General features: G+C 56.6%; 20 protein-coding genes and 1 pseudogene. 7 read left to right on the top strand and 14 right to left on the bottom strand.

Features of this window, described 5'->3' with window-relative positions; genetic code table 11:
* Positions 1–103: 103 nt before the first annotated feature.
* From HWX74_RS16790 to HWX74_RS16760, 7 genes and pseudogenes are all read right to left on the bottom strand, one after another.
* Positions 104–475: pseudogene (locus HWX74_RS16790) on the bottom strand (transposase); the annotation flags it as partial.
* Positions 476–510: 35 nt separating this feature from the next.
* Entirely contained in the window at positions 511–744 is a 234-nt protein-coding gene (locus HWX74_RS20750) for a transposase (RefSeq protein ID WP_176014743.1), read from the bottom strand.
* A gap of 289 nt (positions 745–1,033) precedes the next feature.
* Positions 1,034–2,233: an IS4 family transposase gene (locus HWX74_RS16780; protein WP_176014742.1), complete on the bottom strand. Its 1,200-nt coding sequence runs from the start codon at positions 2,231–2,233 to the stop codon at positions 1,034–1,036.
* Positions 2,234–2,340: 107 nt separating this feature from the next.
* Positions 2,341–4,110 (bottom strand): cell wall metabolism sensor histidine kinase WalK, encoded by a 1,770-nt coding sequence (locus HWX74_RS16775; protein ID WP_176014741.1) that lies wholly within the window; start codon positions 4,108–4,110, stop codon positions 2,341–2,343.
* Positions 4,107–4,808, bottom strand: a complete 702-nt coding sequence (locus HWX74_RS16770; RefSeq protein WP_176014740.1) for a response regulator transcription factor — start codon at positions 4,806–4,808, stop codon at positions 4,107–4,109. The genes HWX74_RS16775 and HWX74_RS16770 overlap by 4 nt, the downstream gene beginning before the upstream one ends.
* Before the next feature lie 83 nt (positions 4,809–4,891).
* A complete protein-coding gene (ispE, locus tag HWX74_RS16765) occupies positions 4,892–5,770 on the bottom strand; it encodes a 4-(cytidine 5'-diphospho)-2-C-methyl-D-erythritol kinase (RefSeq protein WP_176014739.1) in 879 nt (292 codons plus the stop codon).
* On the bottom strand, positions 5,763–6,875 hold the full coding sequence (locus tag HWX74_RS16760; protein WP_303048125.1) for a Gfo/Idh/MocA family protein: 1,113 nt from the start codon (positions 6,873–6,875) through the stop codon (positions 5,763–5,765). Before HWX74_RS16760 ends, ispE begins: the two co-directional genes overlap by 8 nt.
* Before the next feature lie 69 nt (positions 6,876–6,944).
* On the opposite strand from HWX74_RS16760, the gene pyrH reads away from it, so the two are divergent.
* Together pyrH and lpxA are read left to right on the top strand one after the other, a co-directional pair.
* Positions 6,945–7,664, top strand: coding sequence for a UMP kinase (gene pyrH, locus HWX74_RS16755; RefSeq protein WP_176014737.1), 720 nt, complete (start codon positions 6,945–6,947; stop codon positions 7,662–7,664).
* Between the two features lie 15 nt (positions 7,665–7,679).
* On the top strand, positions 7,680–8,501 hold the full coding sequence (gene lpxA / locus HWX74_RS16750; RefSeq protein ID WP_176014736.1) for an acyl-ACP--UDP-N-acetylglucosamine O-acyltransferase: 822 nt from the start codon (positions 7,680–7,682) through the stop codon (positions 8,499–8,501).
* A gap of 122 nt (positions 8,502–8,623) precedes the next feature.
* Here the strand turns inward: lpxA and HWX74_RS16745 are convergent, their stop codons facing one another.
* From HWX74_RS16745 to HWX74_RS16725, 5 genes are all read right to left on the bottom strand, one after another.
* Positions 8,624–10,249 (bottom strand): glycerophosphodiester phosphodiesterase family protein, encoded by a 1,626-nt coding sequence (locus HWX74_RS16745; RefSeq protein WP_176014735.1) that lies wholly within the window; start codon positions 10,247–10,249, stop codon positions 8,624–8,626.
* Positions 10,250–10,375: 126 nt separating this feature from the next.
* On the bottom strand, positions 10,376–12,433 hold the full coding sequence (locus tag HWX74_RS16740; protein WP_176014734.1) for a hypothetical protein: 2,058 nt from the start codon (positions 12,431–12,433) through the stop codon (positions 10,376–10,378).
* Between the two features lie 744 nt (positions 12,434–13,177).
* Positions 13,178–15,166 carry a hypothetical protein gene (locus tag HWX74_RS16735; protein WP_176014733.1) on the bottom strand — a complete coding sequence of 663 codons (1,989 nt, stop codon included), beginning with the start codon at positions 15,164–15,166 and terminating at the stop codon, positions 13,178–13,180.
* 147 nt (positions 15,167–15,313) lie between these two features.
* Positions 15,314–15,541 (bottom strand): hypothetical protein, encoded by a 228-nt coding sequence (locus HWX74_RS16730; RefSeq protein WP_176014732.1) that lies wholly within the window; start codon positions 15,539–15,541, stop codon positions 15,314–15,316.
* Positions 15,542–15,619: 78 nt separating this feature from the next.
* Positions 15,620–17,479 (bottom strand): family 20 glycosylhydrolase, encoded by a 1,860-nt coding sequence (locus HWX74_RS16725; RefSeq protein WP_176014731.1) that lies wholly within the window; start codon positions 17,477–17,479, stop codon positions 15,620–15,622.
* A 175-nt stretch (positions 17,480–17,654) separates the two neighbouring features.
* On the opposite strand from HWX74_RS16725, the gene HWX74_RS16720 reads away from it, so the two are divergent.
* The 5 genes from HWX74_RS16720 to HWX74_RS16700 are packed head-to-tail and all read left to right on the top strand — an operon-like array spanning position 17,655 to position 24,369.
* A complete protein-coding gene (locus HWX74_RS16720) occupies positions 17,655–19,733 on the top strand; it encodes a dynamin family protein (RefSeq protein ID WP_176014730.1) in 2,079 nt (692 codons plus the stop codon).
* Positions 19,726–21,702: a dynamin family protein gene (locus HWX74_RS16715; protein ID WP_176014729.1), complete on the top strand. Its 1,977-nt coding sequence runs from the start codon at positions 19,726–19,728 to the stop codon at positions 21,700–21,702. Before HWX74_RS16720 ends, HWX74_RS16715 begins: the two co-directional genes overlap by 8 nt.
* Positions 21,703–22,770 (top strand): dynamin family protein, encoded by a 1,068-nt coding sequence (locus HWX74_RS16710; RefSeq protein WP_176014728.1) that lies wholly within the window; start codon positions 21,703–21,705, stop codon positions 22,768–22,770. It abuts the gene before it with no gap.
* Positions 22,767–23,846 (top strand): Rab family GTPase, encoded by a 1,080-nt coding sequence (locus tag HWX74_RS16705; RefSeq protein WP_176014727.1) that lies wholly within the window; start codon positions 22,767–22,769, stop codon positions 23,844–23,846. Before HWX74_RS16710 ends, HWX74_RS16705 begins: the two co-directional genes overlap by 4 nt.
* Entirely contained in the window at positions 23,836–24,369 is a 534-nt protein-coding gene (locus tag HWX74_RS16700; RefSeq protein WP_176014726.1) for a DNA-deoxyinosine glycosylase, read from the top strand. Before HWX74_RS16705 ends, HWX74_RS16700 begins: the two co-directional genes overlap by 11 nt.
* Here HWX74_RS16700 and cls read toward each other — a convergent pair.
* Together cls and HWX74_RS16690 are read right to left on the bottom strand one after the other, a co-directional pair.
* On the bottom strand, positions 24,320–25,780 hold the full coding sequence (gene cls / locus HWX74_RS16695) for a cardiolipin synthase (protein ID WP_176014725.1): 1,461 nt from the start codon (positions 25,778–25,780) through the stop codon (positions 24,320–24,322). The two genes, HWX74_RS16700 and cls, sit on opposite strands and share 50 nt — an antisense overlap.
* Positions 25,777–26,349 (bottom strand): HAD family hydrolase, encoded by a 573-nt coding sequence (locus HWX74_RS16690; protein WP_176014724.1) that lies wholly within the window; start codon positions 26,347–26,349, stop codon positions 25,777–25,779. The genes cls and HWX74_RS16690 overlap by 4 nt, the downstream gene beginning before the upstream one ends.
* Between the last annotated feature and the right edge of the window lie 60 nt (positions 26,350–26,409).

Raw genomic sequence — 26,409 nt, 5'->3', positions numbered from 1 at the left:
GTAATCTGAGTTCTATTTTCAGGAAATTGTAAAACCGGAAATCTGCCCTACTCCCCCTTATCTCTGTTGTTGATCAACAAGCCAGGGACAGCTCTCCTACCGATTATTCCATGGCAATGATTTTTGCGGCGATCAAGCGCAGGAGTTCCTGATTTGGACAAGCACTTGAAAGAGCAACATAAATTTTTCTGGTATTCCGCCGAATAATGGCGCCGATTTTCATCAGGTATAAGCGAATCTTGCCGCAGGTTGCCTCGGCAAATAGAGTTCCTGTCAACAACAAGGCCCGAAATCGTTCCATGAGAATATAAGCCAAACTTGAAAGCAGAAGCCGGAACTGGTTTGTTACAAAATCATGACAACTTGTCCGATCGGCAAAAAGATCAAGTTGCTGTTCCTTGATCCGGTTTTCCATCTCTCCGCGAGCGCAATAGACTTTTTCATAAAGATATTGTCCATCATCATCAAGATTGGTGACGAGGTACGATTCACAAACATCGTTTCACTTTTTTAAAGACTTACCTTCCTGTCACGAGGCGGCGCAAGGAAGCTCTCAAGGAAGAATTCGACAAATAACCGGCTCAATTCGATACAGGCCTGACGTCTCAGCCCGTTTTCGAATCGACACAAAGTGCTTGGGGTGGCGAGTAACCGGTCACGACCGACAACGGCCTGAATCAACGGATCGTTTCGTAATTCATGATGGTCATTGAGATCTTCATTGCCCGCAACCAGCGCAAACACTCTTTACCGAAACATGTCCGGAAAAGAGTGTTTCACGTTGTCGGATTGTCGAACACTTTCAGCAAGATTTTGCCTCTTTGTTCTGGAATAATTTATGCAATATTCAGGTTGGCAGCAATACTGCTTACTTTAATCAATAAAGCCTTCATGCGGAGCAGTCTTGGATGAAAAAACCTGCTTGATGTTCCATCCTTTGATTTTGCGTTTTACTGCCCGTTCTCGTGTAATCCCGCGAGAAGAACAGGCAGTTGTTGCCGCAATCTCCAGAATGATTGCTTCGCGAATATACTCAATTTCCTGTGGTTTGAGGGGGAAAATGAGCAGCAGTGATTTTTCTGCACAGAATTCGTACCGCATTGATAAAGGAAAGCCGGTCTGGATCGACCTTATTTTTCCGTGCGGCTTGATGTATTAAGCTGCGAATCGTATAGTGCGCAAGTAGATATCCAAACAATTCCTGTATAATCAATTCCGGGGTTTTGCTTCGCAAGGCGGCTCCTGGTTGCTTCAGATGATTCTTCAATTCATCATAAGCCAATTCGATCTCCCAGCGCTCGTGGTAGAGAGCCGCAAGTTCCGAAGCCGGAGCGTCTTCCTCTTTTAAAATACTGGTTATCAAGCGATATTTTTCGCTGGAGCCTTTGATGGCATATTCAATTACTCGAACAGGAATGCCATTGGTTTTCTTGCGTTGTTCCGCGCCAGGATAGAACGTACTTAAAAAAGAACCGTCCGGCAGAATTTTTTCTTTTGCAAATTTCATATTGCTGCGGATTCGAAACACTAACGATGCGCCAGTTTTGATGCATTCGGAAAAGAACGGATAGCAACCAAAGCCACGATCAGCAAGTAGCAGCATATCCTTTTGCAGGAGCGGCAAAAGTCGTTTGCCTTGAGTATTTTCCCCTTCAGAATAAGGCCCATGGGCCGCACCAATAATCGCACGCGTACCGATTTCAAGTAAAGTTGTCATGCGCAATTGCGGAAATGCGGTTTTCCCGCGGGAGCATGGCGGACGGCCAAAAAAATCATGATTCCTCTGCTCATCCGGTAAATCAAAGGTTGTGCCGTCGATTGCCATCAAACGCCATCCCCGATAAAAGGCGCCAATGGTATCCGGCTGGGCCAGGGGTTTACAAACATCCTCGAATAAACATTGCATTGCCTTGTACCCCAAACGGTTCCTGGCACGTGAAATTCCTCCTCGCTCTTTGATCTCGCCGCAAGGCATTTTTATCTTCAGCCAGTCAAAGCCCTCAAGAATGCAGCGCAAAACCTCTTGCAACGAAATGCTTGAATACAGCGAAAGGCAAATAACATAATAAGCCATCAATTCCAGTGGCAGTTTGCGGTAACGTTGCGTCGCAAGTCCGCACTTGGTCAGTGCATTGCAAAGGGCTTCAAAAGGAACAACCCCAAGCAATGAGGCCAAGGTTAAAAAGTCACTCTCGCGAAAATTATCTGCCAACTGCGCTTGGGTTCGTGCCATATCGAATCTCCTGTTGTCTATGAAGATAATATAGCATGAAATCAATAATCTTTAAGAATTAAGTAAGCAGTATTGAGGCTAACTGCCGCTTTCGTGCGACGGTTCTTTCAATTCTTTCCGGCCGGGACTGCTGCCAGCGGCAACTTGATGACAAAGGTACTGCCGCTGCCGACGACGCTGCGCACCGCGATCTCGCCGCCATGCAATTGAACGATATGTTTGACGATCGCCAGCCCCAACCCGGTACCGCCCAGTTTCCGGCTTCGCGCTTTGTCGACCCGGTAAAACCGTTCGAACAGCCGATCCAGATGTTCGGCCGCGATGCCGATGCCGAAATCGGTGACGCCGATCCGGCAATAGCCGTCATCCGGCCGCAATGAAATCTGAATCGGCCGGACGCTGCCGCTGTATTTGACCGCATTGTCCACCAGATTGACGACGGCCTGTTCCAACAACTGCGGATCGGCTTTGACCAGGACCTTTCCCGCAACGTTCAACTCCAGAACCACGCCCTTTTCATCCGCCCGCGGCCGGCAGTATTCAACCGCATTGGCAATCGTCACCGCCGCATCGACGACGGTAAAATCCTGTTGCCGGTTGAGATGCTGCTGTTCCAGATTGGACAGGCTCAGAATATCCTGAACCAACGCATTGAGCCGGGAGGCGTGCTGAGTAATGATCTCCATAAAGCGGGCGGCGCTCTCCGGCTCCTGCAGCGCCCCGTCCTGCAACGTCTCCACTGCGCCCAGAATGACCGTCAAAGGCGTTTTGATCTCATGGGAAACATCGGCAATGAAATCACGGCGGAAATTCTCCAGCTTGCGGATCTGGGTAAAATCGGAGATCACCAGCAAAACGGAGGCGGTCTCGTCTTCAGCAAATTTCAACAAAGTTCCCCAGACCCGCAACTGCCGCTCCCGGCCGGGGCCCGGCAGGGCCAATTCCAATTCGTCCGTCCGGCCATGCCGGAACAAGCTTTCAACAAAAAAATCCAGCTCTTCATTCTGGATTCCGGCGCCCGACAACGGCAGCGGCAGATTGAGCATCCGGCGGGCAGCCCGGTTGCATTCCATGATTTTCCCGGCCGCATCCAGTACGACCACCCCCTCGCTCATCGCGGCGAAAATCGCGTCACGCTCGTTCTTGTCCCGGGTGATCTCCGCAATCCGGGCTTTCAATTGTTCAGCCATGTCACTCATCGCCAGAGCCAGCTCCCGGACTTCCCCGCGCTTCGGTACCGGCAGACGCAACTTCAAATTGCCGGCGGCGATCGCCGAAGCCCGCCGGATCAAATCCTCCAGCGGCCGGTTGAAGCGCCGGGCCAGATAATAGCTCAGAATAACGGTCAGAACCGCCGCCAGAATACCCAGTTCGATCATCTGCAGCCGCGCTTTCCACAGCACACTGTCGATCGCGTTGATCGACATCGAGGCCCGCAGCACGTAATTGCCGTATTCGCAGTGCATTGGAATCGCCAGATAAATCATCCGGGTATTCAGGCTATCGCTGTAACGGATGATCCGGCTCGGCCGGCCGTCGAGCGCCGACTGCACTTCCGGGCGGCCGGCGTGATTGTCCCAGGAATCCATCCGTTCCGAATCCGCCAGTACGACGCCGTGGGCGTCGATAACCGTCAACCGGGCTTTGATCTGCTTCGAAGTCCGGCGGCAATACTCCTGCAGCGCCTCCGGCGACCATCCCGGCAAATTCCGCGCCAGATCCGGTTCGAGCAATTCCAGGCGGATCTGCAAATCCCGTTCGACCTGATCCAGATAAATATCTTCCAGCGTCTGCGACTGCCGGTAACTGACGGCCAGCAGCAGAGCGGCCGCCGCCAGAATGATCACCGGAAAATATTGCAGTAAATTGAATTTCATAATTCGATATTGAAGCGGTAGCCAACGCCGCGCACCGTTTCGATCATGCCGCCGCAGGTACCGAGTTTTTTACGGATACCGACCATTTGAACATCAATCGAACGCTCCGTCACCGGATAATCGTCGCCTTTCACCGCATTGACGATCTGATTGCGGGTGAACACCCAGCCGGCGTGTTTGGCCAAAAGATAGAGAATCTCGAATTCCGAGCAGGTCAGGACCAACGACGTACCGCGAAGCGTCGCCTCCCGCCTCAGCCGGTTCATCGTCAACGGCCCGCGGCGCACCACTTCATCTTCCGCCTCCTCCGCCTCCTTCTCCGCCGCCCGGCGCAATACCGCTTTGATCCTGGCAATCAGGACCTTGGGGCTGAACGGCTTGGTCACATAATCGTCGGCGCCGAGCTCCAGACCGACGATAATATCGCTCTCCTCACTCTTGGCCGTCAACATGATAATCGGAATTTGACTGGTTTTCGGATTGGCTTTCAATTTCCGGCAGACCGCCAGCCCGTCCATGCCCGGCAGCATCAAATCGAGCAGAATCAAATCCGGCAGGAATTCCAGCGCCGTCTCATAACCGCTTTCCCCGCAATCGCAGGATTTCAATTCGCCGAAACCACCGCGTTCCAGATTGTAGCGAATCAGCTCCTGAATGGATTCTTCATCTTCAATGATCAAAATCTTTTCTTTCGCCATGAAGCCATACCTTATTTGTTATGATCTGATCATACTATACGGCGATTTTGTTAGAAAACTGTCAATGCCAGATTAAGATTCGATTAGAAATGTCTGTACGGCTCCGCCGTAAAGCAGCGAAGATCGGAAAATTCCTGTTGCAACGCTTCAACCAGCACCTCCCGGCTGCCGGCATCGCGGCAAACAGCGAACATCGTCGGTCCGCTCCCGCTGATCTGGACGCCGCAGGCGCCGAGCTGAAACAGCCGGCGGCGCAACATTTCCAGCAGCGGAAATTTCTCATACAGCGCCAACCCGAGATCGTTGTGCAGCAGTTTGCCGAACGCTTCCCAATCGGCCGCCCGCCAGGCCTCCAACAGCAAATCGGCATGGAATCCCGGCAATTTTCCGATCCGCTCCGGCTCGAAATGCCGGTACGCCCAAGCCGAACTGACCGGAAAACACGGATTGATCAACAACAACGGCACCGCCGGCAGCTCTGCCGGCAGCCAGGTCAATTCCTCCCCGATTCCGCCGGCCCAAGCCGGCCGCGGCGTCAGAAAAAAAGGCACATCCGCCCCCAACTGCAACGCCAACGCCGTCAACGCCGCCGCCGGCAATATCCGGTAGTGTTCGTTCAACAGCCGCAGCACGGCGGCAGCATCGGCGCTGCCGCCGCCCAGACCGGCCGCCACCGGAATATTCTTTTCAATCCGGAACATCCATTCCGGCGCCACACCGGCGGCGGCGGCATAAAGCTGCGCCGCCCGGCCGCCAAGATTATCGAGGTCTTCCGGCAAACCGGGCCGGGAGGAACACACCCGGATGCCCGGCCCGCTCCAATGCAGTTCCACCCGGTCCGCCGGAACCGCCAGCGGCAGAAACAGCGTCTGCAATTGATGATAATGATCCGGGCGTTTGCCGGTAATCTTCAGGATCAGGTTGATTTTGGAGGGAACTGTCAGGGACCGCACTTCAGCCATCGATTTCCGAAACTCCCGGGCTGGCAAATTTGAACCCGTAAAAATCGTTGTAACGACGAATTTCACTTTGAATGGCCACCGCCAGCGTCAGCGCCTCCAAGCCCTGTTCGCCGGGCACCTTCGGCTGCTGCACCACCCCGGTGGTGCGGGTGCGTTTGATCGCATCGATGAAATCTTCCAGTTCGGCGGCCAGCGCATTCTTTTCGTCCAGATTGATGTCCTTGCGCGCCAGTCCAACCCGGTTGCGCTTCAAGACCATGCCGAAATGCTTGCCGTAATCCATCGAGATATAGCAATTTTCCTGAAAAACCCGGAAACGGCGCTGCGGCTCCTGGCTGACCCGGCTGGCGGTCATATTGGCGCAACTGCCGTTCTTGAATTTGATCCGCACGCTGACGATGTCCTCGGTCTTGCTCAACACCGGGATGCCGACCGCATCGAAACGCTCAACTTCGGAGTCGACCATCCGGAGCACCAGGTCAATATCGTGAATCATCAGGTCCAACACGACGCTGACCTCCGTCCCGCGCCGGTAACTACCGGGCCGCGGCGGCGGATAACAGGCCAGCCGATGGGCTTCGATAAAGCGGGTGTTCGCCGCGTATTTCTCCAGAAAATCCATCGCCGGATTGAAGCGTTCGACATGGCCGACCGCAAACACCACCTGGTGTTCCCGCGCCTTCCGGACCATCGCCGCCGCCTCTTCGACCGAAGCGGCCAACGGTTTCTCAACCAAGACATGCTTGCCCATCTCCAGCAATGGAATCGTGCTCTCATTGTGTTTCGTCGCCGGGACCGCGACACTCAACGCTTCGCACTCCTTCGCCAATTCCAACGGATCGGCGAATACCTTCAGTCCAAACTCTTCACCAACCCGGTTGGCGGTTTCCGGCGAAAGGTCGTAAATGCCCACTACATCGGCATTTTCACTCAAATTATATAACCGGGCGTGATGCCGGCCAAGCGCGCCGACGCCGATCACCCCCACTTTAATTCTGGAATTGTCACCCATGGAGCATTTTCCCTTCCAATCACTAGAATTACAGTTATGATGTCCTACTATACACCCCTTTTGAGAAAATTCATCCGGAAATCGGTTGTTCAAAGCGGTGAAATGTGTTATATTTTACGGTGTAAAGAAATTTCAACCGTACAAAAGGGAAACTACAGCAACATGGAAACAACCTACAAGTACAGCCGGGTGCTGATCAAGTTGAGCGGGGAAACGTTGAAAGGCGCCCAGGAGCACGGTTATGACTCCGAAGCCGTCCGCGCCGTCGTCGAACGCATCAAGCAGGTGGTATATGCCGGCGTGGAAGTGGCGCTGGTGGTCGGCGCCGGCAACATCTGGCGCGGCGTCATGGGCAAAGCCGGCGGCATGGACCGGGTCAATGCCGATTACATGGGCATGCTGGCAACGGTGATGAACGCGATGTGTCTGAAGGATTTCTTCACGGCGGTCGGCATCAGCGCCGAAGTGCAGAGCGCCATCGCGATGGAACCGCTGGCCAAACGCTTCAACCGGGCCGAGGCGGTAAAAGCGCTGGAATCCGGCAAGGTCGTCATCTTCGCCGGCGGCACCGGCAGCCCTTTTTTCACCACCGACACCACGGCGGCGCTGCGCGCGCTGGAAACCGATTGCGAAGCGGTGCTCAAGGCGACCAAAGTCAACGGAGTCTACTCCTCCGATCCATTCAAAAATCCGGATGCCGTCCGCTTCGATACGCTGAGTTTCGACGAAGCGCTGGCCCGCCAACTGGCGGTCATGGATTCGACGGCGTTTTCACTGTGCCGCGACAATGACCTGGCGGTGATCGTTTTCGACTTCTTCGAGCCGGACAGTCTGGAGAAAGTCCTGCGCGGCGATTTGAGCGCCGGCACCCTGATCAACTGACGGGAGTTTTTACTTATGGCCATTCATCCGACCGCGGTCATCGCCTCCGGCGCCCGAATCGGCGATCACGTCGAAATCGGACCGTATGCGGTCATCGAACCGGACGTCGAAATCGGTGACAACTGCCATATCGACGCCCATGTCAAGATCAGCCGCTACACCACCGTCGGGCCGCGCTGCCGGATTTATTTCGGCGCCCTGGTCGGAGAAGAACCGCAAGACCACCGTTTTCAGCCCGGCGTCGTGTCGCACACCAGCATCGGCGCCGACACGACGATCCGCGAATACGTCACCATCCACCGTTCGCCGTTTGAAAACGGCCTGACCAGCGTCGGCGATCATACCCTGCTGATGGCCTTCGTTCATCTCGGGCATGACGCCAGAATCGGCAATTACGTCACCATCGCTAACCAGACCGCCGTTTCCGGTCACGTCGTCATCGAAGACGGCGCGGTGCTGAGCGGCTACGTGCTGATCCACCAGTTCTGCCGCATCGGCCGGCTGGCAATGCTCGGCGGCCGGACCATCGTCACCCAGGACATCGCGCCGTTCGCCATGCTGGCGGAGAACAATTACATCTGCGGGCCCAATACCGTCGGCCTGCGCCGGGCCGGCATCGACAGCGCCGGGCGGGCGGCAATCCGGCGCGCCTTGAAAATTTACTTTTTCCGCGGGCTGAACTCCAGCAACGCCTTTGCCGAAATCCGCAAGGAACCGCTGACGCCGGAAGTGACACATTTCATCGAATTCGTGCAGGCGACCAGCCGCGGCATGATGTCCGGCGACCCGGCCTTGATTCATTCCCACAACGATCCGATGCTGGAACCGGAAGAGTAACTCCACCCCCCAAGGCCGATTGCCGCTGCCGGATTCAAATTCGGCTGTTTCTCCGGCCATTCTCGTCCGCTCCCGGACAGCGAATGCTTACAGCGACAATTTCAATTGCCAAAAAGCCTACATTACTTTTCGACGTTCTCAATCTGGAATTCCTGGAGTGCTCTGGCGACAGTCCAGTAATCGTTTGATAAAATCGTATCGATTCCCTGTGCAAATAATTTTTTGGCTTCAACCGGATCGTCGCAGCAGAAGAAATTGCAACGAATGCCGTGAGCATGTGCATTGTCGATCATCTTCTGATTATAATACGGAGCGAACAACTGAACCTTGGAACACTTCAACTCAACAGCCCGCTCCACGATATGCCAGGGATCGGGAAACGCCCCCATGCACCGGGGAATTTCCGGAGCCATTCGCAAACCACAAGCCATGACTCCCCGATCTCCCATCAAATAAACATGCCGGAGAGCATCATAGCGGGCCAGAAGCTCCTGAATCTTGCGGAACTGCACCGGGGAATATTCCTCGCCTTCTTTTTCAGTGGTTTTCAAATGCAGATTGATAATTGCATGCCGGGAAAATTTGGCCAGAAATTCTTCGAACAAGGCGATTTTCAAACCGGTAAAGCGGGAGTTGAATTTTTGGCCGAAATCGATTTTCCGCAGTTCGGCAATATTCTTTTCTTTTATCAGGCCATCACCATCCGAAACCCGGGAAAGCTCATCGTCATGACAAATAACCGGAATTCCATCTTTGGAGAATTGAATATCGAGCTCGATTTCCGGTGCCCCCAGCGAAATTGCGGCGCCGAAGGCCGGCAGGGAATTTTCCGGAGCGACAGTCGAAAATCCTCGATGGGCGCATACCCGCGGATAGGGATAAACGGATTCCGATTCGATCACCATACTGCCGCAGGGGCGGTAACACCAGGGAGTACGGCCCTGTTCGATAAATTGATCATTCGGAATCAAAGCACCGCCGTAGCTGTTGGAGCGCATATATTTGTGGTGAGGATCGCCGATTTCGCAGGAAAACGTGCCGATTGAATTGCCGAATTCGCCAATGATGTTCCCCTCGGGCGATACGGCCAGGGTGCACCCCCCGGTTCGGGCGTCGCTTCCCATGGAAACTGACGCCCGAAGTACGAAAGAGTTACAAGTAAATGCAAGATGCTGATTCTGCATCCGGATAATTTCCGGACGTTCCGCGCGCTGAAAAGAGGAAACCAGCACGATATCCGGATGCCGGTAGGCCAAATGCGCTACATATTCACTGAAATAAGTATCGTAGCAAATTAAAAAGCCGAGCCGGAGACCGTCCACTTCAATGATTTCCGGGCAGCGGAACGACCGGGTGTAAGAATCGTCCAACCTATTCACTTCCCGTTCACTTCGCGGCAAATGTTGCTTATAGTAACGTCCGACGATATGGCCGTTCCGGTCAAATACGCTCGTCGTATTCCGGAACAGTCCCGGCTTGAACTCGCTGACATGATTCACTGCGACAATGGAATGACAACGTCTGGCGGATTCCTCTGCGGCGGTTAATAACCGCTCTGTGTGCGCCTCGGCAAACGGAATGCATCTTCCCGCCGGAAAAGACGCCGGAGCATTGGCATATTCCGGCGTCAGAATCAAATCACAGGAGGAATCGCATTTCTGCAGTTCCTGAATCGCAAATTCAACGGAGTATTCAGCCCTTTCTTCCGATTGATAAGCAAACGGCATTTGAATCGCACAAAGTTTCATAAACATTACCTTAATAGACTGGAGACTCTCTTTTTAAAGGAAATAATATATTTGTCCCGGTGACGGATTTCAATAGAGTTTCCGGACCTTCCGTTGGCTTCGTTTCCTTTCCATATCATTCATCGGTCAATCATTTCCTTCTTCATTTTCTTCCGTTGTCGATTGCGGGTGCTTAATCGCTTCTTGGATTTCTTCCTCCTTGACGCTTTCATCAAAACCATCCGGCAACCCGAATGGCCGAACTTCGTCTTCCCATTCCGGTTCCGGCGGCGAATAGCTTTTAGTCACAGTGTCGACGACATCGAACGATACAATAAGAGCCCCCCGTTCGTTCACCCATTTTCCCGGGCCCATCTCCTGATAAGTCAAACGATACCCTTCCACATCGTGATATGCCTCGCGGTTCGATGCAACATCGTAATATACCCCGCGATTCGATGCAACAACAATGGTCCAGTTAGTGCGATGATAATAGAATTTGCCGTCCGGTACCAGATCCTTGATCGGAGGCATATCATCTTTCAACTCTTCCAATGAATCGGGTAAACGTCCCCGCTGCAAACGGAATTTTTCAATCACGACAGCAAGCTTCGCCAGGCGAATCCTGGCAATTTGGGCCAACGAGAATTCTTCCGAGCCAAAAGGATAACCCAGCAACGTATTGTGGACATTGTGGACCAGGACGTGCAAATTATTCACCAGCGTCCTGTATTGTCTGCGTTCACGCCATTCCTTCCAGCCATCCAGCGCCTGAACCATATGAGTCGCCGAACGGTTGATACTAAAAGCGTAAAAATAATATCCAATCGCCAATGGAAAATTTTTAAAAACCCGCAGACTCAAGAATAGATCATCATAACAGTCCATCGGCTGCTGTCCCGTCAAGGTTTCCCGCCATCCAATCACCCACTGTGCCGCAATTCGCGGCCACCTGTCAAAAAACATCCGACTCAACATAGCTTCATCCGCCTCCAACTCGACCAATAAAGCATCCAATGCCTCGATATCCAGAATTTTTCGCCCCAGCAAATAAGCCAACGCCTCCAAACGGATCGCTTCATTGTTTTCGGTATTCCGAAATAAATCGTTATCGGCCGCCAACTGCCATAAATTACCGCTGAGTCGATACAGCCGCAATGCTTCCGCCGGTTCATTTCTATCGGCGGCATCGACAATGCGTTGCGCATAAAACTCCATGACCATCACCCATATATAATCTTTTTCATACCAGTCCCTACCAGTAGGAATGCCAAGATCGTCATCAGGCCGCTCAGATTCCAGAACTCCATTTTCGGCGGCAATCCAGTCCAATTGCGCACTCGCATAGGTTTGAAAAGCCAGGAAATCCCGACGTTCCGGTTGCTTTTCTTCATCAAAATAATCGCCCAGGGATTCGGACTGTTCCATTCGCATGTTGGATAAAGGGCGGACTGCCTTCAGAAAACGCCAGGAAAAGTCTTCGGGCAATTGTCTGCCGCAATAAGCCTCCTCCAACTCCGCCAGATTCGAAGGAATCCCGACAGCCCGCATTTCCTGCTGCAAAGCGACATATTGCCGGTCGACCCGGTAAACCTGAACGATGCCCAACAAGATGCTGATCGCGATGATACCGCCACATGCCGACAACAGCGCCTCGCCCCAACGCGGCAGCCGTCCCGGCGACAGCAACTTATAAGTCACCCCGAAAGCAATCAACGCTGCCACCCCGATGAAACTGTTATAACGGACCAGCCATTCGACCGGCCAAACCAATGTCACCAGCAAAATCAGCACGCCATCCATCGCCACGATCGCCGCCGTCAGGCTCCAACCGCTCCGTTTATAGGCGGCCGGAAAAACGAATAATGGCCAGATCAGGAGTTGACCAAGCACCGGAATCACTTTCAGCCAGGCCAACCAGGCCCACCACTGCGCCGTATCCGGAAACAACTCCCACCACAAGGCGATGAAATAACGGCTCCAGCAGAGACTGCCGCCAATATAACAAATCGCCGTCAGTAATATGACGATGCCGCTGACCACATGTACGACATCCCATTGAAAGGAACGATTCCAGAAAAATAATATTCCTCTTTCGCTTACAGCCTCTCCCAGCACTTCCATCACCGGGGCGTAATACCGCAGCCAATCGGCATTCAGCAAGAAGGCGATTTGCCATACCGCCACCACCACCACCGGCAACAACAGAATAAGCAACAACCAACTCAAATAAAATTTCTGCACATGTTTCAATGAAGCATCCATATTCCCTCCCCGGTTGTTGTTTGTACTCAATTCTCGTCCGGCCATTCGTCATCCCAGTTGATCTTGGTTCTCGGATAAGCAGCAATCACTTCGGTAATCACCGCAAGCAGCTCGTCGTCCAATGCGCCACGGATCCAATTCCGCCAGCGTAACCGGAACACCCTCTTACGGCAATGCCGCGATACGCGCTTCACATTCCCGGTCCAGATCACCGACTGAATTGGGCCCGATGCAGTAAAGCCGGTATCCCGTCCTCTCCGCGACGCAAACGGAATAGTTCTATTTCTACCGCAATTTTCGCCATGCGCACCCGGGCAATTATCATGAATTGCGACTGCAGTACATTTTGCCGAATCAAGAGATAACTCCGGGTTGTTTTTCAATCGCTTGATTCATTATCGTTTCCGTACTTTGGCATTTCCCGATATTAAGTAGACGTTTTCTTCCGCTCTTTTTTTAACCGGTTTTCCCCTCCTCCGACTGATTTTCGACTTTTGCCGCGCCATTTCCCGTAATTCTTCACTCCTCCGTGAAATTCTCTTGATGCTCGAACGGTACGATTTCACCGGTAATCACCTCAAATGATCGGAAAAGGGACCGACCGGCAAGTCTGCCGGGTCCAACTCGTCCAGCATTGCCGGCAAGCGGTCGATACAGCAATTACCGTTCCCGCCTTTCCAATTCTCACCTCCCGCCTTCCGGCAGGCGTTGCTCCTTTTCCAACTCCGCTTCCAATTCCGGCGGCAAACCGCGGAACGGATAACCGGACGGGTTTTCTTCCGGAAGAACGAGCGGATCGGCAAACACTTCAAAACAAAGGTCCGACTCAGACCAATTCCCTTTCCGGCCGCCGTCATCGGCCAAATTTGCCCCAACACTGTAAAGCCGATAGCCATCCGCTTCACAACCGACGCGCCATCCGTCCGCGCGGCAGAACTGCAGCCGGCCAGCGATATAGTGGAACATTTCGTCATGGAACGGGTCCCTCGGCAAATCCGGCTCCTCCAATTCAGCCAAATCCACCGGCAACCGGCCATGCTGCAACCGGAAACGCTCGATCCGCAACGCCACTTTCGCCAGGCGGATACGGGCAATGATCTCGATCTTCCGACTGAATACCCGTTCCAAATTCGACTGCAGCATCGCATTGAAAATGCCGGACGGCGGATTCCCGCGGGACCGGAAAAAAATACGGCTGATTGCCGGATAAGGATTCGATGCAGTTCGATACCGCAGGGGCGCCGCAAAATACCGCATCAAACTGACCGTATCCCGCCGGACGAGATAATACATCATCGCCTGCGGAAAATACTTGAAAGTGCTCAAGTCGGCGTTTTCATACTCTCTGCGCGGGTCGGGACCGGTGCCATCCACCACCAATTGCATCAGCGCCATCCACTCCATCGCGGAAGCGGTGATGCCGCGAAACAGACTTTGGCGGCACATTTCCTCCTCCCGGTCCAGCATCGCCGCCAAATCCGATAAAGTTTCCTTCTCGAAAGCGCCGCTGCCCAGCCAGTAAGCCAGGACCTCCAGCCGGTTGTTTTCGACTTCATCGGCGACCAGCCCGGCCGGCAATGAAACATCGTCAGTCAGCGAGTACAGTATTTTGTCGCCCAATCGGTAAAGCCTCAACGCTTTCGCCGCGTCACGCTCATTCACAGCCGCGACAGTGCGAAGCTCGTAAAAGTAAGACAATTCTTTCCAATAGGCCAATTCAGGCCATTGCATCAGGAAACGGTCAGCTTCATAGTCACGCTCGAATTTCAGCAAATCCCCTTCGGCCAATTCGCCATCCACCCGGTCGAACCAGCTTTGCCGGGGAGCCAGCAGTCGCTGCAGCGTCTCCTGATCCTGAACGGAATATTCCTGATACCACTTGCCCCGCAATTCTTCCGGCAAAACCATCACCGGAGCAGTTGCCCGCCCCAGAAACGTTTGACTGTCCGCGTTGGCCGGTTCCCCGCGATCGTACCATTGCTGCAGCTCCGCCCAACTGCCCGGCACCCCCAGCTCCAGCAATTCGGCCCGCAGAACGTCGTACTGCCGGTCGACCCGGTAGACCTGCACCGCGCCGGCAACAATGGCGGCCAGCATGACCACACCGAAAAACAGTGAAAGATTCCGGCTCCACTTCGGCATCGGACCGGGACTCAAGGTTTTATAGGCAATGAGCAACGCGACAAAAACAACGCTCATCACGATGCCGCAAACCCCTCCCCCCCAAGGAAATCTGCAAAGCGGCAGAATGCAGCAGAACACGATGCCGGCAATGACCGTCAACACGGCAATGACGCATCGGGCGCCGCGCTGGCCGGCGGCAGTCAATACGAACAACAGCCAGATTATCTGGCCGATCACCGGTACCACTTTCAGGTACGCCATCCGGCGCCACCAGTTCGGCGACTTCGGAAAGATTTCTTCCCAGACGGCCAGCAGATATTTGCTCCAGCAAATACTGCCGGCAACATAGAACACCATCCCCAGCGCCAACACGCTCCCGGCGAGAACAAGATAATCCTTCACGTTGCCCCCGCTGAAAACGGCAATCACCGCTTCGAGGTCGCAATAATACCAGAACAGCAAGCCGGACGACAATGCCGCCGGAAACAGCAGAAAGAAAAACAACCACCCCAGATACGTCTTCTGACGTCGTTCCAATGTATTCGCCATTATCCCTGGTCCTTTCTGTGACTTGTTTTTATTATATTTATATTGCGCTTCCGTGCTTATTCCTTTTGCAATGGTTCAGTAATCACCTCAAATCGATACTTCGGGCTCCGCCTATTGACCCGGAAATGACAGCCAAACGCCAGGGAACTAACCGGCGACACTGTAATCTTCCGTCCGGTCAACCGCCAACGCCGCGGCCGAGGAGACATCCTCAGCCGGAGTGGCGAGCAATCGTCCGCCAAGCCGGTACAGCCGGATTGCCTCCGGCAAATCGCCGGTATTGACTGCCACGGCGACCCGTCTGGCATACAATCGGGCCAGCTGGGAAAGATAAGGCAATTCCGGCGAAGAAGAAGAGGCTTCCATCTTTCCCACTCTCCTATTTTCCTGATTTATTTATTGTTACACGACCGGCAGTTCCCTCCCCAAAGGAACCGCCGGTTCCAGTTTTCTTCAGCGGCGCCGGAAAACGACCCGGATGCTGTCGTCCTTCGGCCGGAATTCAACGGCGGAAACTTCCGATGCCGGTTGCGGCAACTGGAAATCAGTCCGGTAAAAAGTCACCCCGTCCGCCTTGACCGGCAAGGTCGAATAGGACAATTCCGGCAGACTTTCGTCGAACCGCCAGGTGTCCATATTGTCGGCCTCCTGCCGGGTCCAGGCAACATCGCCGCTGCCGATATTCTGACCGTAGCAGACCGGCAGTTCGCAATGGCTGCCATCCCGGAACGTCACCAGATAACTGCCAAGGCAATACTCCTCCGGTTTGATGTATTTGCCGTCATAGAAGAATCCCCATTGGAACAGCCGGGTGGTATAATGTTCGAGCGTCAGCTTGTTCTCTCCGGCCGCCGCTGCCGGATTGAGATGATACAGATAGGCGAAAACCGCCTGCAGTTGCTCCTCGTTCGACCACATCTCAAAGCTGTAAAGCCAGAACCGGAACGCACCGTAAGCCATATTGAACAGGATCAAATTGCGCTGCATCGTCAACAGGTCGGTCCGCCCCCAGTTGGAAATGATGCCGCCGCGGCAGGATGGCTGGGCGACCCGCCGGTTGAAGTCCGGAAAAACGGCCGGCTCGAAGTTGCCGAAGACATAAGCCAGATTGCGGTCGATGTAATATTGTTCGAGCTTGCGGTCAATGCCCCAGTACCAGTGGGAAACGAGCAAGTCTTTCGGCACCTGGTCGATCGCCGTCCAGGTGGCCGGTATTTTGCTGCGCCAGCCGCATTCCGAACCGCCGACTGCGTAACCGTCTTTCAGCCGGGCCGGCAGCAATTTTTCGCCCCACAGCATCGTTTTCACCCGGCGATCCGCCAGATAATCGTGAATTTTGCGAATGTCTTCGGCATAGATATCCGGCGCCTGACGGTTCCGGCAGCGTTCGCAAAGCCCGATCGTATAGTATTCATCATGGCCGATGTTGATGATTTCCGGCCGGAACACTTCGATGATTTCGTCGAGCACATCGAACGCCAGCTCATACGAAGCCGGATTGGAGGGACAATAGGTATCCGGCCAGGGATCCTCGGCCCGCTCGGCCAATTCCGGATGGCGGGTCAGCAGATAATCGCAATGCGACAACAACGGCACTTCCGGAATAACCTGAAAATGGCGGTCGCGGCAATAGGCGGCCAGCTCCTTCACCTGCGCCTGAGTCAGGCAACCGCCGCCGCCGTTGTCGGAGTGGATGGAATTCCGTTCCCAGGCGGTTTTTTCCTGAATTTCCTGTCCTTTGCCGGGATATTCGTTCATGAAAGCGCAATACTCGAGCCAGCCTTCGTTGATCTCGGGATGCCTGCGGTATTCCATCGCTCCGCCGATTTCCAGCATGACGGTATTGTATTTCATCGCCGCCGCCAAGTCGATCAGCCGCTTGAAATCCGCCATCTTGTCGGCCGCCGGCAACATCAATTTCAGCCCGCGAACCGGACATTGCGGCACATCGTAAAACCGGCCGACCGGAAAACAGCCGTTGTCATCGAGCAGTTGCAGCAGCGTTTCCGCCGCATACAGCATCGCCGGCCGGCTGGCCGCCTGTACGGCAATCCGCTCCCGGACAATCAGAATCGCATATTGCTCCGACGCCTCGGAATCACTGCCGAACTGCCGGGAAATCGACTGCGGCGGAATTTCTTCAAAGCAAATTTCCCGCAGACCGCCCTCTCCCCGGTCCGCGGCCGGGCGGGCCGCCGTCAACAACTCTCCGGCGGCCGAATCCCCGACACACAACCGGGTCTGCGCCCCCCACGGCAGGCTGACCTGCGCTTCATATTCACTGAAACTGATCGGCAAAAGCATCGTCATCATCTCCTTCCCTTTTTAATTGAACGACTCGCAGCTACCGTTAATGTAACAGCGACTTGCGACAATACAAAAATGAAATAACGTTTTCCCGCCGAACCCGGCAACATTGCGGGTACGCCGGATTGAACTTTGAACGGAATGAAACTATATTGTAGCGATACGGAGGATTGGTTTCAAGATGAACGGCAGAGATTTCTTTCATTCCCGCTGGTGCCGCGAGGCCGCCAGCCCGGAAAGCCGGCAACGGCTCGCGCGCGAATTTTCCGGCTGGACCCGGCGGGTCGATCATGCCGGTTTGCAGGAGCGGTGCCGCCAATTGTGGCAATTCTTCTGTTCCGACGAGATCAGGAAGCGGGAAAAAATTTTACTGGGCGGCGTTCTGCTGTACTGTATTTCACCGCTGGATTTGATTCCGGATTATCTGCCGGTCATCGGCTGGCTGGATGATTTCGCCATCGCCGGCATGGCGTTGCGTTATGTTTTCAAGCGAATGGATGCGCTGGAGGAGGAAGCGGAAGCGGTTCTCGAGGCGGAAATTGTTCTGCCGTCTCCGGCAACTGCGGCATTTGCCGCCAACCGGCCGGAGGCCGATCCGGCCGGAACCGGAGCGGGCCCCCTGGAACAACGCCTGGAAATGCTGACTGCCGCCGCCGCCGAACTCAACCAGCCGGCGCTGCTTGATTGCTGCCGTTCCCTGCAGGACCGCTGGCAGGACCCCTCCTTCAAAATTGTCTTCGCCGGCCGCTATTCCACCGGCAAATCCTCCCTGATCAACGCATTGCTGCAAGCCAGCCTGCTGCCGTCCGGCCCGACTCCGACCACCCGGGCTCTGACGACGCTTCTGCACGGCGACACCTTTTACGCCGCCGGCAGCAACCCGGCCGGTGAACTATTATATGAATTCCAGACGCCGGAAACGGCCGGCCAACTGCCGGAACTGGAAAAGCTGACCATCCTGACGCCGCTGCTGCCGCCGGGTTTGCAGCTCACCGACACTCCGGGCCTGGAGGAACCGGAAGGCAATGCGGCGCGGCTGACTTATGAAAGTCTGCCGGAAGCCAATCTGATCGTCCTGTTATTGGACGGCACCTATCTGGAAAGCCGCCGGGAAATCGATTTTCTGGCCGGTCTGCTGCGGGAGGAACGGCAGCGCAGAATATTCATCGTCATCAACAAATGCGATAAGCTGCCGGCCGGCGAACTGCCGGATTTGCGGCAGCGCGTCCAAACCCTGCTGCTGCCGTTCGGCATCCCGGCGCCGCATATTTTTCTGCTCACCACCCGGCCGGCCGGCGACCGGGCCGAGCTGGCCGGGGAGTTCCAACGGTTCCGCCGCCAACTGGAACACTGCTTTCAACGCGAGGCGCAATCGGCAAAATGGCGGCAACAGCAGGAACAGTTGGATCTGCTCGCCGGCGAAGTGATCGCCGCCTGCCGGGCGGCGATTCAGGCCGCCGCCGTCGACGAGCAGCAGAAAAATCGGCTGCTCGCGGAAATTGACGCCAACCGTCGAAGCCTGCAGGACTCCCTGGACGGGCAGCAGGAACGTCTCCACCGCCAATTGCGCGTGCGGCAACTGCGTTTCGAAGGCGACCTGGCCGCTTTCATCAACACGTTGAACAATCAGCTTTCGGAACAGATCGCCGGCCTGAGTCTGGCCGAACTGCAGTCCACCAGTCTGCTGGCCGAATGGTGTCGGAACCGCTGCCGCTCTTTTCTGGAAGAAACCTTCACCGCCATCCATCGGGAAGTGGCCGGTGATCTCGAACTGGCGGCCGAACAACTGCAAAGTGACATCAAATCCTTTCAGTTCTCCTTCCAACTGGAACATCCGGCGCCGCCGGTCTGGCCGAAACTGCTGCTGCCCGCCATCCTGGCTGGCGCCTGGTTTTCCTGCGGTCTGGCACATTTTCTCTGGATCGCCCTGGGGGCGCTGTTCGGTCGCAAACTGCTGAGCGAGACCATCCAATCGCTGCTGGCTTCCGGCAACGTGCGCCAAGCCAGGCAGCAGTTGAACCGGCAGTTGGCCGACAATCTGAAACAGTTCGAACAGCAATGCAAAGCGCGAGCCGGCGAGCATTTCGAGCGGCTCGAAACCGCCGCAAATGAAGCATTGACCCAGCCGCTGGCCGGGACGTTCGCCCATCTGGACAGCGTCCGGGCCGCCGCCGCCCGAAACACCCCGGCGCCTTACCGCAAATGTCTGGCGCTCCTGCAGCAGTTCGAACCGGCAGCCGGAGAAGTTCATCATGTTTAAACAATATGCCGACCGCCTGAATTTCCTCCAGCAGCAGGTTGCCGAACTGGCCGGGCTGGCGCGGCAAGCCGGCGAAGAGACGCTGCCGCGCCAATGGCTGCAGCAGGCGGCGGAATGGAATAGCGAATGTTACCACATCGCCATCGTCGGCAATATGAAGCGGGGCAAATCGACGCTGCTGAACGCACTGCTGGGCCGGCAGGATGACGCCATTTCGCCGGTGCGGACCAAAGTATGCACCTCGTCGCTCATCCGCTATCTCGACAACACCCCCGCTCCGGAAGAATTCGCGCTGGTCCACTTCGCCGGCCGCCCGGAACCGCAACGACTGGAACTGACCGAGTTGAAGGAGTACATCACCGAGGAGAACAACCCGGACAACCGCAAACAGGTGCGTAAAGTGGAAGTTTTCGGTCATTTTCCGCTGCTGAACGGCAAGGCGGCCCTGATCGATACGCCGGGACGCGGTTCGATCAATCTGTATCACGAAACGCTGCTCGAAGAGTTCCTGCCGCTGGCGGATGCCGTCATTTTGCTGTTTTCCGCCGATTTGCCGGTGGAACAGAGCGAATACCTCTTCCTGCAGACACTGGCCGAACTCAATCCGGAAAAATTGTTCTATGTCGTCACCAAGTGGGACGAACTGGACAACGAACGCGACCGCGACGATGTCCGGCATTTCATCCGCCAGGAAATTGCCCGGGCCGGGCTGCCGGCGGGAACGCTCTTCGAATGCAGTGCCAAAACCGTTTTCGACGCTTTGAAGCTTCACTGCGACGATCTCGAGCCGCTGCGGCGGCAAAGCGGCGTTGCAGCTCTGGAGCAGGCCTTGGAATCATTCCTGCTCTCCTGTTCCGCCCGTGGCGTCACTGCCGGACGACGGCGTCAAAAACTCATCGATTCCATGCGGCACTACTGCGCCGGCCGGGAACAATATCTCCGGCAACTGTTGCGGCAGGATGAACTCGATCGGACGGCATTGCAGGCCAAACAACTGGAACTGCGGCAAAATCGGGAAACTTTCCGGAATGACTTTGAGCATTCGCTGCAGGAATTCGAACGGCGCTGGCAACGGGAAATCGTTCACTTCGAACGCAATGTGCTGCGGCGTACCGAGCGGATCAGCGATCTGTGCATCGACCATTTCCGGCGCGGCGGATTGCTGCCGACCGTATTGACCAGTTTCCGCCTGAAGAAAAAAATCGAGAAGCAAGTGACCGCCGAACTGGATGCGCTGGCGCTGGAATTGACCGAAAGGCTGGATGCCGCCGTCAATGCGCTGAGCACCGAATACCGCGACCAACTCGACCTCTACCTCGGCCGCCACCACGGCGGCGGCGACCCGGTCGGCCAGGCCGCCGCACTGTCCGCCGTGGCGCTGACGGCCGGCAGCGGCATTCTCTCCTGGAACAGCGTTTCCGGCGCCCTGGCGACTTTGAGCGGCAGTTACCAGACCTTCCTGGCCTTGTCCGGTTCCGCCGCCCAAGCCGCCACCGCCAACAGCGTCGCCAATCTCGGCCTGGTCGGCGCGGCCAAAGGACTTCTGTTCGGCTCGGAAACCGCCGTCGCCGCCGCCAGCACCGCCAATGCCGCCGCCGGAGCGCAACTGGCGCTGGTTTCCTCCGCCGTGGCGACGCTCGGCACCGTCGCCGCCGCCGCGGTGGCGGTCTGGCTGGCCGAAAAATTCAGTTGCTTCGGCTTGAAGGCAATCCAGCAAAACCGGATTCCGGAGCTGGTGGAACATTCTCTGCGCGAGGCGCTGCACCGCCTGCAAACGACGTTGGACGATTGGCGGCGGGAATTGCTCGACCAGGCGCGGCTCGATCATGAAGCGTTGCTCGTCAGGCTTCAAAATGAACTGGAACAGTTATCGCATACCGCGACCGCCGGACAGGTGGAAGCCTGGCAGCGGGAACTGGTCCGTCTGCAGCAATTCGATGCGGCATTCGCCAATGCGGAGGTTCTCTAGATGGCCCGCTGGACCGCCGCCGAAGCCTTGCAACTCCTGCTGCGCAACTTCCTGCAGCGCGGCGCCGATGCCGCCGAGCCGCTGCGGGCCGGTGAAATGGCAACCGGCGAAGCGTTGTCGCTGCAACTGCGCAAAATCCGGGCGGTGCGCGATCAGGGCGCTCCGCGGCAGATCGGCGTTCTCGGCGCGCCGAAACGCGGCAAATCCAGTTTGATCAACGCCTTGCTCAAACTGGAGCTGATGCCGGTGGCCCGGGATTTTCTGTCTTCCAGCGTGATCCGGACCTGCCGGGATCCGGCGTTGACCGATCGTTTCAAAGTCATCGTCCACAACAGCGACGGTTACCAGACGTTCCAAATCGTCGACGAACCGGCCGCGGTGACCGCCCTGATCGAGCAGTACGGGACGCGGCGCGGCGAAACTTCGGCCGAATGGATCGAAATCAGTTCGGCGTTTCCCGATGCCGCGCTCCTGCACGACGGCGGTATGCTGCTCGATACGCCCGGCGCCGAACTGGCGTTCGAATGCGGCGGGGAAGACGGCCGGCTGGAACGGGAAACCGCTCGCGCCCTGGCGATTCTGGATGAGGTGCACATCCCGGTGTTCTGCGTCCGGGCCGATCAGATCGGCGCCCGTTCCGACGCGGTGTTCTACCAGCGGGAACTCAGCCGGCGGCATTCCTTCAATGTCGTCAACTTCAGGGATCGTTATGAAGAGGCGGACCTGCTGCTTCACGCCGTGCGAACTTACGGCTTTCCGCCGGACCGGGTAGCGGCAGTCTCCGCCAGGGAAGCGATTCTGGCCTTGCGGGCCGGCGACCGGGCCGCTTACGACGCGAGCGGACTGTCGGAACTGCAGCGCCTCTTTCAGCAGGAGATAGCCGCCCTGAGCGAACCGACGGCGCTGCTCGAAGTGCTGGAAGAATTCAATGCTTTCCGGCGCGCCCTTCCCGCCCGGCGCCGGCAACTGCTGTCCAGACTGCTGCTGGCCAACTGCCGGATGGCTTTCGAGCGGGAAATTCCGGAAAGTGCGGCCGGCGATTGCTGGAAGGAGTTGGAAAAAGGATGAAAAAGATCCTGCTCATCGGTCCGTCCGGCGCCGGGAAAACCGTTTTTCTGACCGTTCTGGCCGCCAAACTGACCGGCAATTTCCACCGCCGGCAAGGCTGGCGCTGGCAACTGCCGCCGGATGCCGGACGTCAACTGCGGCAGTTGCTGCAGCAATTGGAAACCGGCGAGTGGCCGCCGGCGGCGGCGAGACGGCCGGAAGGCGGTTGGCAGTTCCACGGATTCCGCACCGACTGGAGCGGCGCGCTGACATATGATTTCGAGCTGTTGGAATTGCCCGGGACCATTTTTCAGCCGGAGGAACCGGCCGAACCGCTTCACCGTCATCTCGCCGCCGCCGACGGTATGCTGCTGGTGGTCAACAGTTCGGCACTGTTCGACGGCACGGCCGAAGCTTGCCTGCACACCGCAGCGGAATGGCTGCAGGCATGCCGGCAGCGGCGTAAGGATTTTCGCGCCGCGGTTCTGATCACCCAGGCGGAATGGCTCGAAGCGGTACCGGAGTGCCGGCCGGCGGCGCTGCTGGCCCGCCAGTGTCCGGAACTGGCCGGGCTGCCGGTCATTCCGGTCCGCGCAGTCGGCCGATTGGCCCTCGCCGCCGACGGCCGGGTGTTGCCGGCGGCCGATTTCCGGCCAGGCCATTCCAGAGCGGTACTCAAAGGAGCCTTCGCAGTCCTCGGCCCGCCGGAGAGGAACCGGCGGCGCTTTTACCGGCTGCTGGCCGCCGGTTTACTGCTGGCGCTGCTGCTGGCAGCGGCGATTCTTCATATTTCCCTGTCCCATGCGGCTCCGGCCGAAACGCCGGCGCCAGTCTCGGAACTTCGCACCATTCCCTGCCCGCGCTGCACAACCGCCGGCCTGCCCTGCCCGGCCGACCGCCGGCTGCGGTTCTACCATACTTACTGTTATCTGTGCGGCAACACCGGCATCAAACCGGTTCATCCGGGCTGGAGCGTCTGTCACTACTGCCAGGGGGCCTGGTGGGTCGGCTTCAACTGTCCTTATTGCCATGAAGGATTTCTGCGCTGCCCGCGCTGCCGCGGCCGCGGCGTGGTGGAGGTATCGGATGACCAGTGATCCGCCCAGCTGGAAACAATCGTTCCCGCCGAGCATCCGGCCGGATGCCCGGATTCTGATCCTCGGTTCCATGCCCGGCGAAGCCTCGCTGGCGGCGCAGCAGTATTATGCCCATAAACGCAACGCCTTCTGGCCGATCATGGCGGAATTGTTCGGTTTCGCCGTTACCCTGCCCTATCCGCAACGGCTGCAGAAGCTATTGGAAAACCGTGTCGGCCTCTGGGATGTGCTGGCCGGCTGCCGGCGGCGCGGCAGCCTGGACACCGCCATCCTCGAACCGGAACCGAACGATCTGGCCGGCTTGCTGCAAACCCATCCGCAAATCCGCCATATTTATTGCAACGGCACGGCGGCGATGCAGTTTCTGCGGCGCTACCAGCCCGGCCTGACGCTGCCGGTCACCCGGCTGCCGTCCACCAGCCCGGCCCACGCCGGCATGAACTTCCAGCAGAAGCTGCTGCACTGGCGGCAGATTACAGAATCGGCGTCAGCAGCGAACAACAGTTCTCCAGAATCTGCATGAACGGACTGCGCCGTTCCACCTCGTGCAACGACAGTTCGGCGGAATCGGCCAATTCGTCGTTGAACTGGCGATGAAGTTCATCGACGGAGCGGTCTTCGGAAAAACAAAAGTCCAATTCGTAATTCAACCGGAAACTCCGGCTGTCGCAATTGCTCGACCCCATGAACCCCCAGGCGGAATCGACCAGCAGCGCCTTGGCATGGGAAAAAATACCCTGCTTTTCGAAAATCCGGATGCCGTATTCCAGCAGTTGCTGATAATTGCTGCGCGCCGCCCAGTCGACAAACCAGTGGTTGTTGTGCGCCGGCACGATAATCCGGACATCGACACCGCGCGATGCCGCCATGCACAGAGCATTGATATAATCGTTGCCGGGCACCAGATAGGGCGTCATGATGTACAGGGAGCGCTGGGCGATGGCGGCGGCGGCGAAAAAGAGGTTCTGCGAACCGTTGCGATTCTCACCCGGACCGCTTTCGATGACCCGGACCACCGCGTCGCCGGTGCGCTTCAACTCCGGAAAATCAGCCGGCAGGGCGAACTCCTCCAGATGCCGCCGGGTCGTATAGGCCCAATCCTGCAGAAACACCTGGATGAACTGGGAAACCGCCGGACCGGTGATCCGGCAATGCAAATCGTGGATATAGCGGTTGGGCGGCACTTTGGCCAGCCGTTCGTTGTCCTGTGAAATATTCAAGCCGCCGCTGTAGGCGATGATTCCATCGATGATCAACAGCTTCCGGTGGTTGCGCAACTGGAACTTCCACGGCGTCAGCAAGTTCAGCGGTGAAAATGCCTGGATTTTGAAATTCGGGCTCTTGCGGAAATAGTGCCGCAGATAATGCGATAAAATCGCCTTGGCGCTGCCGAAACTGTCGAACAGCACCTTGACATCCACCCCTTCGGCCGCCTTGCGTTCCAGCGTATCCAGCAACTGCCGGCCGATCTGGTCGTCCATCAGGATGAACGATTCCAGCCGGATACAGATTTTCGCCGCTTCGATATCGGCCAGCATCCGCGGATAGACCATCGTCCCGTCACAGAGGATTTCCAGCGAATTGCCGTCCAGCGCCGGGCGCTGCGGAAACAGCCGATCCAACAGTTTGGTCCGCGGATTGCGCAGCACTTCCAGCGGCGGCACAAATTGCCCCCAGGCATCGCGCTGCCGGCGCAGACCGCCGCCCAGAATGCCGTTGTCCGGCTGCGACAGCTCGCTCTGCAGCGCCTGACGGCGCGAATGGACCCGGTCGATGCTGGTGATGCCGAAAAATAGATAAAACAACAGCCCGATACCCGGCAGCAGCGTCACCGCCAGCAGCCACATCGCCGCACTCGACGAATCGCGGTGCTTGGTCCACAGGATATGCAGAATCGCCAGCAGATGCACCGCCAGCAGCAGCAGACTGATCAAAATCCGCCTCCGGACAACTGCTGCTCCAGTTCTGCCGCCGAAGAAAATTGCCAGGCATTCCAGCCGCGTTCGCGGGCGGCGGCTATGTTGCAGGCGCGGTCATCGACGTACAACACCGGCTTGCCGAAACGCCGTTCAAACGCCTCGTACATCTGCGGCTGCGGTTTGCGCGCCCCGACCTCAAAACTGTAAACGCCGCCGGCAATCAGACCGGTGAAGGACAATTGCCGGAATACCTTCTCCAGATGGATTTCCGAGGTGTCGGAAAAGAAAATCACCCGGCATCCCTGCTCCGTCAGCCGGCGTACCACCGCCTCAATGCCGGCGATTTCCTCGCCGACGGCCAGCTTCCAGCCGTGCATCAACTGTTCATCCGAATAACCGGCCGGCAGCAATTGGCGGAAACAATGCAGCAAACCGCCGGTATCCAGCCGGCCGCACTCCAGTTCGCCGAGCACCGCCAGCAATTCCATCGGAATTTCGGGCAGTTTGAAATATTCCAGACAACGCTCCGGATGGATTTCCAGACAGACGTTGCCAATGTCCAAAGCCACGAATTTTGCGCTCATCATCCTCTCCAATCGTTGATCGCTTCACCGGTAATATAACGCCGCAACCTCGTTTGTCCA

Origin of the sequence: Victivallis sp. Marseille-Q1083, assembly GCF_903645315.1 — a bacterium.
Taxonomy (GTDB): Bacteria; Verrucomicrobiota; Lentisphaeria; order Victivallales; family Victivallaceae; genus UMGS1518.
The sequence above is the reverse complement of the archived record's forward strand: the minus strand, read 5'-3'. Positions and strand labels throughout refer to the sequence as shown.